The sequence below is a fragment of the Rhodoferax sp. ZS1R8 genome, assembly GCF_056521325.1.
Map to the genome: position 1 here is coordinate 232,250 of NZ_JBWMBA010000005.1, position 16,750 is coordinate 248,999.

Sequence of the window (16,750 nt, forward strand, 5' to 3'; positions counted from 1 at the left end):
GGAGGGGTGCAATAGCAGTCTTCCTCGAATCGACGGAGCTCGGCGAGTAATGACCGAATGCGAGGCAAGTTCCCGTTTAATGTGCGGGCGACTGGACCAGCGCCATAGGACTCACTCGGCTGCCAGAGCCAATCTAAAGTTTGCTAGCACTTGATTTCCCGATAACGCTTTCGCATGACGTAAAGCTGTTGCTGTACATCCACCTTCGCAGCTCCTTGCATACGTGGTTCCTGGCCTTCTAGGTTACTGATGCTAGCGTCGAGTCGAAGACATTCAGACTTTGTTTCTGGCGCTAGGTAAACACGTCTCTTCTCCACTTCGAAGCGTTCGGGGCTCATGCCAGTGATGGGGCGTATAGCCTGCGAAAATTGCTCCGATTGCGTTTCGCGCCTTACGTCCTTTCCAATAGCCTCTCGCCCAGTGAACTTGTTGAGGCCCTTAGTCGGCTCAACATCCACTCGCTTAGCGCCAACGCATGGGTCGTCTGAATACACAACCTTCCCTTGGAGCTCGCACTTGTAAACCGTACGCGACGGGCTTGGGAGCACTGCAAGTTGTGCCCGCGCAGCTAGACACAACATGACCGTGATAAGTCCACAAACCAGAACTATGCTGAATCGCATCTGATTGATCTTCCGAAGGAAAAGTCGAATGGATGACATCATGCTACCCCCTTCCAGGGAATCGGAACCGCTCGATCTTTCGGCAGCCTCCGGGGTATCCCATGTCTATGGGAGGTATCGATCAGGGAAGGATGCGGTCCTGATAGAACGCAGCCCGTAGGGCACAACTTACCGTCTGCTAAACCCAACAACCAATGTTCTAGAGTGCAACCCCAACGCAGGTTACTCAGATAAACCTACGACGCAACTTAGGCAGTGAGTGGATTGCGCAATCCCTTGTGGGCGCTCACGGAAACGATGAGTTAGACGAAATGAAACATTATTTCAACGAACTATAAGCCATGGAAACATAGCTGCTAATCCTGCATACCTTCATGTCTGGACTTGTAAGCCTATAGACAGCTTCTGTTACAAAAAAATACAATCGCAGGCTTCGCTGACTTTGGTTGGCACCAACACAAATAGTCAGGGAGTCCCTAGTGCGGAACACACGTTCAACCGTGGCGAGAGCGAACGCGCGCGCGCTTCTATCGGTGTGCATAGCAGCGGCATTTGCCTCCACAACCTACGCTCAGCAAGTCCTGGACCCCGCTGCAGAACTACGTCGTCAACAAGAGCGCAGCGAAGCCCAACAGAGGCAGCTTCAAGGCATACCCAGAGAGGTCAAGCCAGAAGCCGCACCAGTAACAGCGCCCAATCTCCGCCTGCCGTCGAATGAGTCCCCTTGCTTTGCCATCACCCACGTCGAGGTGCATGATGCATTCCCTGTAAGCACATCGAATGCATATGCGTGGATCGGCAATGCTATCGGTGGCCCGTCACATGACGACTCCCCCATAGGCAAGTGCTTGGGTGCACAAGGTATCGGTTTGGTTCTTAAACGTGCACAAGATGCCTTGGTAGCCAAAGGTTTGGTCACCAGTCGCGCCACGGCCCAGCCACAAGACCTGTCCAAAGGTCGCCTGACCATTGATATTGTGTCGGGGCGTGTAGGCGCCATCCGCTTTTCAGAAGGCTCTGAGCGCAGAGCTTGGTTGAACAATTCCCTTAACAGCGTCCCCATTAGCCCTGGCGACATCCTGAACCTACGGGACATCGAACAGACTTTAGAGAATTTCAAGCGCGTGCCCACCGTAGAGGCCGACATTAAGATTGCGCCGTCTGAAACAAATTCAGACCAAAGCGACCTGGTCATCCTGCACCAGCAAAGCACCCTCTACCGCTTCTCGGTGACGGCCGATGATGCAGGCAGCAAGGCAACAGGCAAGTATCAAGGTAGCGCCACGCTCTCGCTGGACAACCCCTTGGGCTTGAGCGATCTGTTCTACATCACGCTGAACCATGACTTGGCAGACAGTACTGCGCAGGGCTACGGCACCCGAGGCGGTGCATTGCACTATTCATTGCCATACGGTTACTGGACCCTGGCCGTCAATTCCGGCACTAGCCGGTACTTCCAGAACATCGCTGGCCTGACGCAGGCCTACACGTACAGCGGTACCAGCGAAAACAATGACGTAAAACTCTCGCGTCTGGTCTACCGTGACGCAGTACGTAAAACCACGCTCAGCCTCAAGGCCTGGCAGCGAAAGAGCAACAACTACATAGACGATACCGAAGTCGAGGTCCAGCGCCGCGTCATGGGCGGCTGGGAAGTCGGTGTAGGACACAAGGAATTCATCGGCCAGGCTACGTTTGAGGCCAACCTCAATTACAAAATTGGCACTTCGGACTTCGGAGCAATGCCTGCGCCTGAAGAAGCTTTTGGCGAAGGCACAGCCCAGTTCGGCATCGCTACGGTAGATGCCAATGTCGGTCTACCTTTCCACCTGATGGGGACGCAATTGCGTTATAGCGGTGCAGTGCGTGTGCAAGACAACCGCACACGACTACTGGCCCAAGACCGTTTCTCAATCGGTGGGCGCTACAGCGTGCGTGGGTTTGATGGTGAGTCCAGCCTGGCGGCCGAGCGCGGCTGGACCCTGCGTAACGACCTCAGCACTGGCATCGAACATGGTTGGGGAATTGGGGTCCAACAAATTTACCTGGGTGTGGACTGCGGCGAAGTCAGTGGCCGAGGTGCAGAAACCCTGCTGGGTAACACATTGTCTGGCGCCGTGGTGGGCTTGCGCGGTGCCATCAAGAAGCTGCAGTACGAGGTTTTCGTAGGCGGGCCGATCCGCAAGCCCGCAGGCTTCGCAACAGCCACCACCACAGCCGGCTTCAGCCTCAGCGCCAGTTTCTAAAAATTCCTCCCTTCCTTCCCTAACGTGCACCCGATGCACGGAGCGTCTCCATGAACAAGAATCTTCACCGCATCGTCTTCAACGCCCGCCGCGGCCAACGCATGGTCGTCGCTGAGACGGCTACCTCACAGGGTAAGAGCGCAAGCGGCGAGACTCGTTCCGCAGGCGCTGCGGGAGTAGGTGGCTTCGCGGCAGCTGCGGCGGTCAGCGCAGCCTTGCTTTTGACCGGCAACGTAGAGGCGCAAATCAAAGCTGACCCTCGGGCGCCCGGCACCCAACAGGCCACCGTGCTGACCACATCCAACGGCGTACCACAGGTCAACATCCAGACTCCCAGTGCCGCCGGGGTCAGCCGCAATGTCTACAGCCAGTTTGACGTTCAGAGCAACGGCGCCGTCCTCAACAACAGCCGTACGGGCACCGCTACTGCGGTCGGAGGTTACGTGCAGGCCAACCCCTGGATGGCGCAGGGAACGGCACGCATCATCCTGAACGAGGTCAATTCCACTTCAGCCAGCCAACTTCAGGGGCCGATTGAGGTTGCCGGACAACGGGCCGAAGTCGTGATCGCCAACCCCGCGGGCATCTCCGTCAACGGCGGCAGCTTCATCAATGCCAGCGTCGTGACGCTGTCCACCGGCACCGCCGTGGTCAACAGTGGCGCCTTAGATTCCTTCCGCGTACAGAGCGGTATGGTTACCGTTACCGGCAAAGGCCTGGATACCGGCGGCGCTGACTACACAAACATTCTGAGCCGCGCGGTACAGGTTAACGCCGGTATCTGGTCCAAAGAATTGCGGTTGGTGACGGGCAACAACGTGCTGTCGGCATCCAACCCCCAAAGCTCTGTCTCAAGCACCAGCGCGACTGCCGGCGACCAAAAGTCCTCAGCCCAAGCCGGAGGCGTCAGTGGCGCCCCCGCCTTTGCGTTGGACGTCTCGGCGCTTGGCGGCATGTATGCCGGCAAGATCTATTTGATCGGCACCGAAGCTGGCCTAGGCGTTCGCAACGGGGGCACGGTCGGCGCAACCGCCGGTGATGTGGTTTTGTCCAACAACGGCTGGCTTACCAACAGCGGCAGCTTCTACGCGTCTGGAAACACCCGGCTGAACACGCAAGGCAGCCAAACCCATAGCGGCACTGCTGCCGCACAGGGAGACCTAACCTTGACCGCGTCCGGACCTACCGGCAGCGTCACGAGCACCGACAAGTCGCTCATTGCCGGTGGTCTAAAGACCGACGGAACGTTAACCGGCACCGCTCAAACAACCGTGACCGGCTCGCAGGGCGTGACCATGGCGGGCAAACTGATCACGACCGGTGAACTCAAAGTGAACGGTCCAGCCGTCAACCTAACCGGCGCCCAGGTGCAAGCTGACAACGCCTCGATCGCCTCCGGCACGAACAGTGCAGACCTGCGCTTGAACAACAGCAAAATCTTTGTCACCCAGACGCTGAAGCTCTCCACTGGACAGGCCCTGCATGCTGAAGGTTCAACGATCGTTGCCAAGGCTGTGAAAATCAACGCTGTCGACCTTTTTAACGCGGGCGGCAACATCGGTCAAAGCGGAACCGACGATTTGCAGATCAACTTGGCTGGCAAGCTTGACAACGGCAATGGCCATATCGCCGGTGGCGGAAATGTGCAGCTCACGGTTGGGACGCTGAGCAATGCCAACAAGGGTAGTGTCTACGCAGCTGGCAAGCTGGGCATCAGCTCCGGGCAGCTCAGCAACAGTGGCAGCCTGTACGCAGGCGCAGAACTGAACCTCAAGGTCAACGGTGCCTTAGTCAATACTGGGATTGGTGGCCTTATCGCTTCCGGCGGCAGCACAACTATCACAGCGAACGGTCTAAGTAATGGACCTGGCGCCAGCATCATTGCTGGTATGCAAAGCGACGGCAAGCTGTTCTCAGGTCCCGCCGCGGGGGCACCGAGCTTGTCCATCACCAGCGCCACCGGACTAAGCAACCAAGGCAATCTGTCCGCGGCTGGCGGCATTACTCTCAACGGCAACGACCTCAGCTTAGGCGGCAACACGAACGCAGGTGGCAACATCGGACTGAAGGGCGACAGCATCGCGATCACTGGAACGCTGGTTACCGCAAAAGATCTGGAAGTGCAAGCCAAGTCAATATTGACGATAGCGGGTACGGGCCAAGTCGGCGGCAGCGCCAACGTCACGGGTGGCGCCTTCAATCTGGGCGGTCAGTTCACCGTCAACAAAGACCTGAACCTCACAGCGGGCGGTATCTCCTCCACCCCGAGCAGCTTCCTGATGGTGGGCCACAACGCCACCTTGAGTGGAGGATCCAGCATCAGCTTGGGTGGCGCCACCACGGTGGGCAACCGCTTGGCAATGACGGGAGGCGTTATTGACCTGATTGGACCGATCGACGCATCAGCTACAGCAGTAAGCGGCGGCTCCATCACGCTGGGCCAAGCGGGCGGGCTAAGCCAGTGGAGGGGTAGCCTGTCGTTGAGTATGAGCGGTGACGTCAACGCCCAAGGTGGCTTGAGCGTCGCCGATGGCGCTAGCATCACCAGCGGCGGCAAGGTTCATATCGGAGGAAATGCGCGTAGCGGCGGAAGCTTGAGCATCAGCGCCAGCGGCGACGTCCGGGTCGACGGCACAGTGACTGCCAACGGCGGCTCTTCGCTAGCGGCCGGCGGCGCGCTCGATACCGGTAGCGTGCAGGCCACCAGCGTATCGCTGGACGGGCAGCAGGTCAGGGTCAATGGCTCTGTCGTCGGCACGACGGGCGCCACGCACCTGCGCGGCACCAACGGCATTTCGGTAGCAGGCGATGTGACCAGTGGCGGGGGTGGCGGAGTAGTTGCCACGACCGGGGGAGCGTTGGACATTGGCGGCGTTGCCACTTCGGGTGCTGGCATGACCTTGAAGGCGGGTACTACGATTCACTTGGCCCAGCAGACGCAATCCACTGAATCCATGCACATTGAGGCCGGCGGCAACATCACGGCAGACAAGGGCCTTGCAGCCGGTGCCTTGGACATCAAGGGACACAACGTCTCCGTCGCGCAGAGTATTCAGTCGGGCGGCGTGCTGCAAGCCCAGACAAACGCCTTCAACGTCACCGGCAATGTGCTCAGCGGTGGTGACACTCTGATAGTGGCCGCGCCCCAGACGGGCGCAGCGGGCGCGTCGACCGTGCACATCGGCGGCGCACTGGCCACCACCGGCGCACTAAATGTGCAAAGCACCGGTACCCTGCAGGTCGCAAGCAGCACGCAAGCGAATGGCACCCTGCAACTCAAGGGCCAAGGCATCACGCTGGGCGGCAAAGCGACCAGCGGCGGCAACAGCAGCATTGACGCACAGGGAGCCGCCCTGACCGTGTCCGGTGTGGTCGGCAGCGGTGGCAACCAAAGCCTGGCCGGCAGCACGATTACAGTGCAGGGTGCCCAGGCCATGGGCAGCATGAGCCTGCAAGCCAGCGTCGGTCAAATCAATTCCAACAGCAGCTTGCTGGCCGTCAATGGCCTGATTGCGAATGCCGGCGGTGCGATTACCGTTCAGGGCCATATCGCCAGCGATGGCGCGACCACCCTCCAAAGCACCGGCCAGGTCAACGCCACAGGAACCATTGCCAGCGGCGCTGCGGGCCTGAAAGTGGATGCCGGCGGTGACATTGCCGCAGCTACTGTGCAAAGCCTGGGCGACTCCAGGCTCACCAGCACGGCCAATGTCACATTGGGCAATGCGCTGAACATCGGAAGCTATACCGTAATTGCTGGCGGCAACATCAGCCAAGCCCAAGTGCAGTCCGGCGCAGGCTTGAGCGAAAGCGCTGGCGGCGGCATTACACACAGCGGCACAACCCTGGTACAAGGCAATGCATCGCTCGTCAGTGGCGGCGGTCAAACCCTGGGCAGTACGCCCACTGGAGGCCTCACCGCCACGGGCAGCGTCACTGCCACGGCCGCTACCGGTGCCATCAGCGTCGGCTCCGACCTATTGGCCAACGGCAACATCAACACCACTGCGACGCAAGGGGCGATCTTGGTCGGCGGTAATGTATCAACCCAGGGCACGGTAGGAGCCACCGCGCGAAACGGCATTACCGTTGGAGGCGCCCTCACCGGACAATCCGCAACACTGGGCAGCTCAGCCGGCGGTGTGCAGATTGCCAGCAATGTGCAGGTCCAAACGGATTTGAATGTCACCGCCAAGACCAACGTGTTGGCTGGCGGCTCCACCGTCGCGGGCGGCACACTCAACGCCAGCAGCACGACTGGGAGCGTTGCCTTCGGTCAAGACCTGAGCGTCGGCACCACCACAAACATTGCAGCAGCTAATGGCATCACGTTGGGCGGCAATAGCAAGCTGGTAGGCGCGGCCCAATTGCAAAGCACGGCTGGCACCATCAGCAACAACGGAGTACTGGCCACAAACCAAACCCTGACCGTTGCTGGGAATGCTGATCTGGTCAACCACGGCAGCATGCAGTCTGTAGGCGATATGAGCTTGGGCGCCCACAACATCACCAGCAATGCAGGCGCTCCGAGCGCGATCACGACAGGTGGAGCACTGACTGCCAATGCCAGTGGCACCCTCAACCTTGACAGTACCGTCAACGTAACGGCCAAGACCACTATCACCATGGGCGTGGTAGCCGGCGGCACCAACGCCGGCAAAATTCAGGCCGGCAATGGTATCTCCCTGAGCGGCGGTAACTTGGCCAACAGCGGCCAGATCGCATCGCAAACCGTCAACAGCAGCGGCTCTATCAGCAACACGGGAACAGTCTTTGGCAGCACCAGCGTGGCTGTGTCCGGCTCTACCAGCAACACGGGGCAGATCGTCGGTACGAATAGCGTCAACCTGGGTACCACCAGCAACAGCGGCGTCATTCAGAGCCAAACTGTCAACCTGGGCGCAACCAGCAACGGCGGCTCCATTGCTGGTAGAAGTGTCACCGCCAGCAGCCTGACCAACCAAGGCTCGGTGGGTGCCACGAATGACATCACTGTCAGCGGCGATGTCAACAACAGCGCCGCCATTGCAGCCAGCAATATCAACTTCACCGGTGGAACCCTAGTCAACAGCGGCCAGGTCCATGCGAGTGGAAACATAAACATCACGGCCAGCTCGATCACCAATACGGCCGATGTCGTAGCCCCGATACCCGGTGTCCCGGAAAACACCAACATCCCCTACGCAAGCGCAGGCGCTATCAAGGCAGATGGCTCTCTGACCATTGCCGGTGGCAGCCTGAACAATACCGGCACGCTCAGCTCCAATGGCACCTTGAACATCGGCATGGGTGGCAGCGTTAGCAATAACAAACGGGGTTTTATCCTGGGCGGTTCTACCGTCACTGTGACTGCCGGTTCGGTCACTAACGACGGAATCGTCTACGGCATAAACAGCGCACCATCGACCATTACAGTGGCTTCCACCGGCGGCTTTGCCAATGGCAGCACGGGCGTAGTCATTGCCGGCAGCCAACTCAACATTAGTGCTTCCAGCTTCACTAATGCGGGTGACAACGTTACCTCGGGCGTCGGCAGCCTGGGCAACGCTAATCTGAGCACAACAGGCGTATGGGACGCAGGCTCCAGTGGGCTGCGGGCCAATGGCCTGCTGACCGCCAATACCAACAACATCACCGTCAATGTTGGCAAAACCTGGGAACAAGCCAACGTCAAGTGGGGCGGCACGCTGTTCAACTACGGCACCACGAATCTGGGCATTGGGCAGGGCGCCGTAGTAAACGAGTCTACCGGGGTCACTACATTCACAACTGCCCCCGATCCCATAGCTTTGGCAGGTAGTTATCAGTACACCGCCACCGCGCCCGCGGGATATACAGGGGCCACACTGGTTGGCTACACCGATGTCACCAACCGCGCAAAGTTCACGGCGGGCTCCTTTACTGGCAGTTTCGCCAATGTGGCCGGTGACATAAGCGGCAACATCAATGCCACGGGTGGCGGAGCCACCATCAGCCAAAACGTCATTTGGTCAGGTGTGCCAGTGGCTACCCCGGCGGCGCCCCCTCAAGAAGTCCAAGTCCAGTCGTTCAGCCTGCCGCGTGCATACCTTACCGCTAACAGTGTTATCAACCTGGTCGGTCCCAGCGCCGGCACCGTGGTTGGCGGCAACGTCACTATTAACGCCGGAGATCTGACAGTCGACAGGAGCAACACCGGCGCGGCACAGGGCGGCATCAGCTCTGCCCAAGGTATTACCGTGGGCGGCATCAACGCCAGCCCAGCGGTCCTGGCTTTGCTACAGAACCCTGCCCTGTTAAACGCTGCTGCCTTGCAGAACATTGCTCTGGTAGCGAGCCAACAAACCCCCACCATCCCCAGCAACACCGTCACCACTACGGTGGGAGCACCGTCAAACTTAGGGGTGGCCAGTAACTTCGCGCCCAACAGCAGCGCGAGCGGCGGCACCTCCTCTGGCGAAGGTGGTCCCACGCTGGACCTGCCGGCGCCGGACCTGCGCACGGTGCAGGGCGCATGGACAGCTCTGATGACCAATCAGGTCAGGCCCATCATCACTAATTGGCAAGCACTCAACGCACAGGCCAACGCCATTAATGTGACCAACCTGACCCTGAACCTGACTGGCACTCTGACCAATGCGGGCACTATCAATGCGACCAGTGGCCTGATGGTCACAGCTGCCGGCGGTATCGATAACAGCGGCGGCAAACTGGCCGCAGGCGAGTGGGTGCAGTTGGACTCCCAAGGGATAGGTCTGATCAACAATGGCGGCACCATTCGGTCCGGCGGCACCCTGGTAGCGGACATCAAGGGCGGAAATATCGTCAACAACCGCGGAACCATCGCCGCGGTGGATTCCGCACAGCTGACAACTGTCGGCAATATCAGCGCCATCGGGGGCAAATTCATCAGCGAGAACGGGAACTTTACGCTGGGCGCGGATGGCAACTTGACGATGACTAATAGCACGCTCAGCGCCGTCAACGGCCAAGCTGCGATCGTGGTCAAGGGTAATGCCAAATTCGACGCCGTGACCGAGGGCACCTCCTCCACAACCAGTCAGACCACCGGTGGCTACACCGGCCCTGTCCTGATGGGCTGGGATAGCGATACCAGCTCCGTCTTGGCCAGCATGCCTCCCACGACGACCACCACTACAAGCTCCAGCTCGACCGAAACCAAGGGCAGCACGGTAGAGGGCAGTTCCGTTTTCATCAAAGCGGATGGGAACATCGACGGAACCGCCGTCAAGATCACAGCCAAGGCATCGGATAAGGTCAAGAAGAACCCCAACGCCGCGCCGGACGCTCCCGATAATAATGGCTCGGTAGCCATCTATGCGGGCGGAAACGTGAGTCTGCGCAGCGCGATCGACACCCGCACGGCAAGTACTAGCGTAACCACCGGCGACATTAAGACGGGCAATAGCAATAGCAGCTCAACCCAGACGCTGGCGGCAGGCAGTGTCAGCGCTACCAAAATAGTCGATATACAGGCCGGTCAACACGTCAGCCTGGAAGGGGTGGCCGTGAGCGGCACCAAGGGTGTCTCGGTGAGCGGCAAAACTGGTGTTACACAAGGCGCCTTGGTTTTGAAGAGCCAAAGCAGCAGCACCTCGCTCAGCACGGAAATTAACTTCGCGAACCAGATAGATGGCGCGTCTGCGGATAGTGCAACGACCACCACATCCACCGCCAGCAACACCAAGAGCACCACCTATGTGGGCAGCACCATCAGCGCTACTGAAGGCGCAGTCAGTCTGCGCGGTGAAGGCGGTAAGCTGACCATAACCAGCAGCGATATTAGGGCCGCTGGCACCATCAACCTGCAGGGCCAGGATGTGACCGTCGTCGCCCTGCAAAACCAGACCCAGACGAACGGCAGCTCCACGGTAACGGGCGGCAAGTTCAACACCAACGGCGACCAGGATCAGAAGAGCGGTTCTTCCTCTACCCTGTCGACCGGTGCCAATATCCAAGGTGCCGGCGGTGTCAGCATTGTGGCCGCAACCGCCGCGCCTGCTCCCACCAAAAAGGAAGGCGACGAAGCTATAGGCAGCAATAGCTCTGCAACAACAGCAACTGCATCCACAGCCCCCATCGGCGGCACGCTGACCCTGCAAGGCGCCAATATCCAAAGCGGAGCTGGCATCACTCTGGCAGGCGCCAACGTCAACGTAGCCGCAAATGTGGATTCCGCCAGCAGCATGTCCTCCTTGGGCAGCACCGACTTCCGCAAGATTGAACGACAGGGAACGTCCGGCGGAACCCTGCAATCCGCAGGTAGCGTGAACGTCATTGCCACGGCCAACAAAAAAACCACCGTGATCAGCGCTGGCGACAGCAGCCAGCCCTTCAGCGTTGCCATATCGGCGACCGGCGACGTGGAAGGCCAAGGCAACATCAACTTCAAAGGCGCGACCATCAAGGCCGGCGTGACTACTTTGGATGTGAAGCCCCAAGACGTGGCTCTGGTAAAGGCCGCCAACGGTAAGGATACGCTTAAGAACGCCAGCGTGAACCTGATTGCGAGTGGCACGATTGATATCGGTGCGGCGCAGGTCAAGAACAGTAGCGACGTCGGGTCGACCAGCAGCAGCGGTGGACTCTTCTCCAGCAAGACCACGGTGGAACACCACACCAGCACGGATACGCTGCAGATCGGAAGCACCATCACCGGCAACAGCATCACCGCACAGGCCGGAGGCAACATCACCGGCACCGGGGCTCAACTTGGCACGATCGACAGCGGCGGGAACAAAGCAGGCGATGTGCTACTGCACTCCACCAATGGCAATGTAACCCTTAAGGCCGGCACTGACTTGCACACCACGACCGACTTCAAGCAAGAGACCCAAAGCGGCTTCTTCAGCACGGGTGGTGGCGGCTTCACGCTTGGCAGCCAGACCAAGACCGAAGAAGGTGCGACCAGGAGCAGCACGTCCACCGTATCGAGCTACGGCGGCAGCAACGTCACTATTGCCAGCGGCAAGAGTGTCACCATCACCGGCACCGAGGTGATCTCGGACAAAGGCACCCACATCGAGGCCAAAGAGAATGTGACGCTGGACGCGGCCTTCAACCAGAACACCACCAGTAACTCGACGACGACGACCTCCAGCGGTATCTTCTTTGACCGCATCGGCACCTCGATTGGCGACAAAAACCAATCCCAGAGCAGTACGACAACTACGGTGACCGCCGCCGGAACGGTGATCGGCGCGGTCAACGGCAACGTAACCATCAAGGCGGGAAACACCTTCACCCAGGTCGGCAGCAATCTCGCCGCCCCAGGGGGAGACGTGATCGTTGAAGCCAAAAAGATCGACGTTCAGACCGCACAGGAGCATTTCGACAACGTTACCCAGCAAAGCGCCAGCCAGAGCGGTATTACCGTTTCGATCAGCAACCCGGTTGTCAGTACCATTCAAAGTGCGCAGCAAACGGCCAGTATGGCGCAAGCTACCACCCAAGTGAATGGCGCCCGCATGAAGGCATTGGGCACTGCCACCACTGCGCTAAGCGCCTACAACACGGCCCAGCAGGTGGCAAGCCTGGTATCTGATCCCAGCTCCGCGGCGAGCGTCAGTATCGACGTCAGCCTGGGTAATAGCAAGTCCCAATCTGTGCAAACGAGCAGTGTGACCACCAACGCAGGCAGTTCGATTGTTGCGGGTGGTAATGTTTCTCTCACCGCCACAGGCGGCGGGACGGACAGCAACATCAACATCGTTGGCAGCAACATCAAGGCCGGGAACAACGTCAGACTGTCTGCGGACAACCAGGTCAACATCGTTGCTGCCACTAATACCGGCACTAACAGCTTCACGTCTAGTGGGTCAAGCGCCAGCATCGGCGTGGGCTTTAGCATGGGTTCTCGCAGCGGCTTTACGTTGAACGCCAGTGTCAGTCAAAGCCAGGGCAAAGGCGATGGCAAGGACATCAGCTTCAGCAACAGCACCATTACTGCCGGCAACAAGGCCATCGTCAAGAGCGGAGGTGATACAACACTGGTGGGTGGCACGATCAATGCGAAGACCGTCTCTACAGACATCGGTGGTGACCTGTTCATCGCCAGCCCGCAGGCCATTAGTACCTATACTGAAAACAGCAGTAGCAGCGGCTTCGGCATGAAGCTGTGCATACCCCCGTTCTGCGTGGGTGCCAGCAGCTTTAATGTGAGCATGGGTCAAAACAACGTCGATAGCACGTTCAAGAGCACGGGCGAAGCTTCAGGTATCCATGCGGGTGACGGTGGCTTCCAGGTCAACGTCGGTGGCAAGACCACACTGACAGGTGGTCAGATCACCAGTACGCAAACCGCGGTGGACAAGAATCTGAACACCTACTCTGCCGCCGGTGGCACGACAACTACCAACATAGCCAACACCGCAAACTATAGTGCCAGCGGCATCAACTTAACGGCCGGCATCAGCACCACTATTGGTGATCAGAGCAGCCCTGCTGCACAGCAAGCTATGAAGGCTAATGGCATCGACCAAGCGGCCATTAACAAGGCGGTGAATGACAACAAAGGCGGCAGCAAGATTACCGGTAGTACGGGCGTCGGCTCCGCCGGCGGTAGCTCAGCCAGCACGACGGTGGCGGGCATTACAGGTTTTGCGGGCAATACCGACGTGCGTACTGGAGACACCAGCACGGCATTGACGCCGATTTTTGACAAGGACAAAGTCAAGAATGACGTCAATGCTCAGGTTTCTTTGACCCAGACCTTTGGTCAGATGGCCCCCAAGGCGGTGGGTGACTACGCGGACAAGATGTACAAGGCGGCGACCACCGATGAAGAACGCGCGAAATGGGCTGAAGGTGGTCCTGCCCGCGTTGCCCTGCACACCATTGTGGGGGGCTTATCTGGTGGAACCCCAGGGGCGGTAGGGGCGGCAACCAGCCAGACCCTAGTGCCGCTGATTGCGGAGCAGATTAAGGCGACGGACCTACCCGAGCCGTTGAGGCAAACGCTGACTGCCATTGCGGGGACGGCAGTGGGTATAGCGGTGGCGGGGCCCGCCGGCGGCGCTACGGCAATGAATGCAACGGTAAATAATTTCTTGAAGCATGGCCAAGCAGAAGCAATGCAAAAGGAGTTCGACAAATGCAAATCAAAGCCGGGCGGGTGTTCTGACGACGCAGCGAAGGCTATTGTCGACAAATACCTGGCGCTTTCAAATGGCAACATACAAGAGGTTCAGAACTGCATCTTGCATGGCGATTCGCAATGTGTTGCTAATGCGACAAAAGACGCAGCTTCGATTGCTGAGGTATCAGTCCCTGGCGTCGGCGGAGCAGCACAGGAATTTGAAAATCGCGCCGTGCTAGCACGCAACGGTACAGTTGTTACAGGTGCAAACGCCGTATTCTCAGATATCAAGTTAGCCGAGAAGATGGCAGACGTTCGCACACGGGTTTGTGGCGGCATGAGTTATACCGCCTGTGATTCACATATCATTTCTCTTAAAGGCGAGGAGCAGAAAAAAGCACTGGTGCTTTTTGGCACAGCTTTGGTTGGAACGCCTCTGGTCAAAACTTTGATTGAGGCCGCTCCGGCCTTGGCGACCGCGGCCAAGCTAACGGCCGAGGCATGTGCTGCCAGCCCCATCTATTGCGCAAATCAAGCTGGTATTGCTATTGCCGACATACTTTCTGGCGATGCACTGGGCGGTGCGACACTAGCAGTCTTGGGTACGGCAAAAGTTATATCCAAGTTAGAGCAACGGATCACAGAAATCAAGAGTGTAGAGAAGAATCTGGCGAGCACAGCGATCAAGGCTGATGTAGCCGTCTGCTCGACAGGAACCGCATGTTTCGTAGCAGGGACGCTTGTACAAACCGCGAACGGTCCCAAAGCAATCGAGACTTTATGCGATGGCGATCTGATTCTTTCTCGTGATGAACATACCCAAGAAGTAGGGTGCCGCCCAGTTGTCGCCACCAAGGCAACGCAAGATCAAGCCATCTACGAAATATCAGTTAAAAATGGCAATGGCGATACAGACATTCTTCACACCACAAGCGAACACCCTTTCTGGGTAACGGACCATGGGTGGCGGAAGGCATCTTTGCTTGAAGCAGGGATGACATTGGTTGATCTCAATAACCACCCGATTGTTGTGCTATCGCAAGCAGCACTTGAGACAACTGCAACGGTGTACAACATCCAGGTTGAGGACCACCATACTTATCACGTTGGTTCTCTCGGTGTGTGGGTACACAATGCGAATTGCTGCGACTTTACAAGCGCTTATGGGCCATTGAGCTCGCAATGGTTCGGAGCGGATGGTAAAGCGGTCTGGATAAATCCGTTAACTGGGAAGTCCGAAGTAATCCCCGATGGCGTGAGGGTTTCTGTTGACCACGTACTGCCGAAGAAGTTCATGAATGACATGCCTGGATTTAATAAGCTCTCACCGGAGGTTCAGGAGTCGATAATGAATAACATGCTCAACTTGCAACCGATGATTTTTTCTGCAAACTGTTCCAAAGGTTGCAAGGTAGAGTGGGTAGGATCAGGATGGCAAACCTGGAATGGACAACCGATAGCGGCGGAATACAAAGCCTATCTTGCTTACCAGCAGACAGAGATCCAAAAAATGATTAATAGCGCAATCAACAAGGTAGTTGGAAAATGAGCTACCTTGCATTGAGTGACGGTTCGAATTGGCATGCGTCAGGCATTCAGCTGTCCGACATGAGCCGCTACTTTGATGAGATCGTTGAATCTGCTGAACTATTACCACAGAAGGCGGCCGACGTGATACTTGAGGATGGCAGTCGAGATTTGACACTCTTGACGGATGGCGGCCGCGACTTTTTGATAAGCCCACTTAGAAAACATCAGCCGAAAAGTTTTTCAGTTTTAGAAAGGTACTCGTCCGACTTGCGGGTTGGCCTCAAATGGTTCGCGGCGGTTCCAGTCCCCTGGGCTACAAAGGACAACTTGGACATTCGCGGATTTTTAACAGTAAATGGCAGATTGATATTTGTTAATCCGTTGCGAAGGCCTGTGGTCAACGCTGACTTTGATGATCGAGTTTCCAACTTTATGCCACACTCGATCGTTGACTCTTGGTTCAAAGCTTCAGGAGGTTGGGGAATTTACACGCTCCCCTGCCCGTGGTCAGCGAGTCGTCAACTGCTCTTACATCCGCATGCATTTTGGCCATCTATTGAGAATGTGCTCTTTAGTTTCGATCCTCACTGGGCCAAAAAAGAGGATATGAATTACATAATTAGTAAGGTACCGGGCGTTTACGTTACAAACCAAAATCCACACGACGGATCCTCTTATGAGTGGTGCAGCATGCGATGCTTTTTGGATACTCGCCCCTCCGGATTGGACGGGCGGTGTGGCGATCAGTTTTTTGTATTGGATTCGCGCACGGACAAAGTTGTCTATCACATCAAGGACGGAGATACTCGAAACATTCGTGTGCTAGAGGCCGATGGCGTCGGAGACGCTCTAGACGAGTATTGCGCCCATACCCTTATGCGCACCGAGGGGCGATTTGACTTTGCACCCTGGAGCCGGTTGATTGCCTAGCCTTCACAGCAGCGTTCCAGATCGCTCCTTGTTGAGCCCTAGGATCATGCGAGTTGCCACACAGCCCATCCATGCTAGGTTCGAGGTTATTGGAATCACAAAAGCGTTTTCAGTCATCGCTGCCGTACTGGCTCCCCAGATCAGAATGGACGAGAACACTTTGTGTAGGTTTTCCTCTCCAGACAGCCATCATTATGGCAACCAAGACGATTTCACGCGCAATAGTGGGCTTCATGGACCAGCCCACAATCTGTAAGCGGCTGGGCATCCCATCTTGAGTTGACTTATCGCTAACCAGATGATGTCCATTTACAAACTAAATGGATATTAGCATGGGTACCACA

The 16,750-nt window shown here is 57.5% G+C and carries 3 protein-coding genes and 1 pseudogene; 3 read left to right on the forward strand and 1 reads right to left on the reverse strand.

Annotated features, from left to right (window positions below):
- The first annotated feature begins 1,156 nt into the window (after positions 1-1,156).
- From AC097P_RS18410 to AC097P_RS18420, 3 genes are read left to right on the forward strand one after another with little or no spacing between them, the layout of a single operon-like run.
- Positions 1,157-2,869, forward strand: coding sequence for a ShlB/FhaC/HecB family hemolysin secretion/activation protein (locus AC097P_RS18410; RefSeq protein ID WP_479612095.1), 1,713 nt, complete (start codon positions 1,157-1,159; stop codon positions 2,867-2,869).
- Positions 2,870-2,919: 50 nt separating this feature from the next.
- Entirely contained in the window at positions 2,920-15,495 is a 12,576-nt protein-coding gene (locus AC097P_RS18415) for a two-partner secretion domain-containing protein (protein WP_479611882.1), read from the forward strand.
- Positions 15,492-16,406, forward strand: coding sequence for a hypothetical protein (locus AC097P_RS18420; protein WP_479611883.1), 915 nt, complete (start codon positions 15,492-15,494; stop codon positions 16,404-16,406). The genes AC097P_RS18415 and AC097P_RS18420 overlap by 4 nt, the downstream gene beginning before the upstream one ends.
- Positions 16,407-16,410: 4 nt before the next feature.
- Here the strand turns inward: AC097P_RS18420 and AC097P_RS18425 are convergent.
- A pseudogene (locus AC097P_RS18425) lies at positions 16,411-16,656 on the reverse strand (hypothetical protein); the annotation flags it as partial.
- Between the last annotated feature and the right edge of the window lie 94 nt (positions 16,657-16,750).

Excerpts from the sequence above, each read along its gene's own strand:
- AC097P_RS18415 (WP_479611882.1), top strand. The coding sequence starts at position 2,920 with ATGAACAAGAATCTTCACCGCATCGTCTTCAACGCCCGCCGCGGCCAA.
- AC097P_RS18420 (WP_479611883.1), top strand. The coding sequence starts at position 15,492 with ATGAGCTACCTTGCATTGAGTGACGGTTCGAATTGGCATGCGTCAGGC.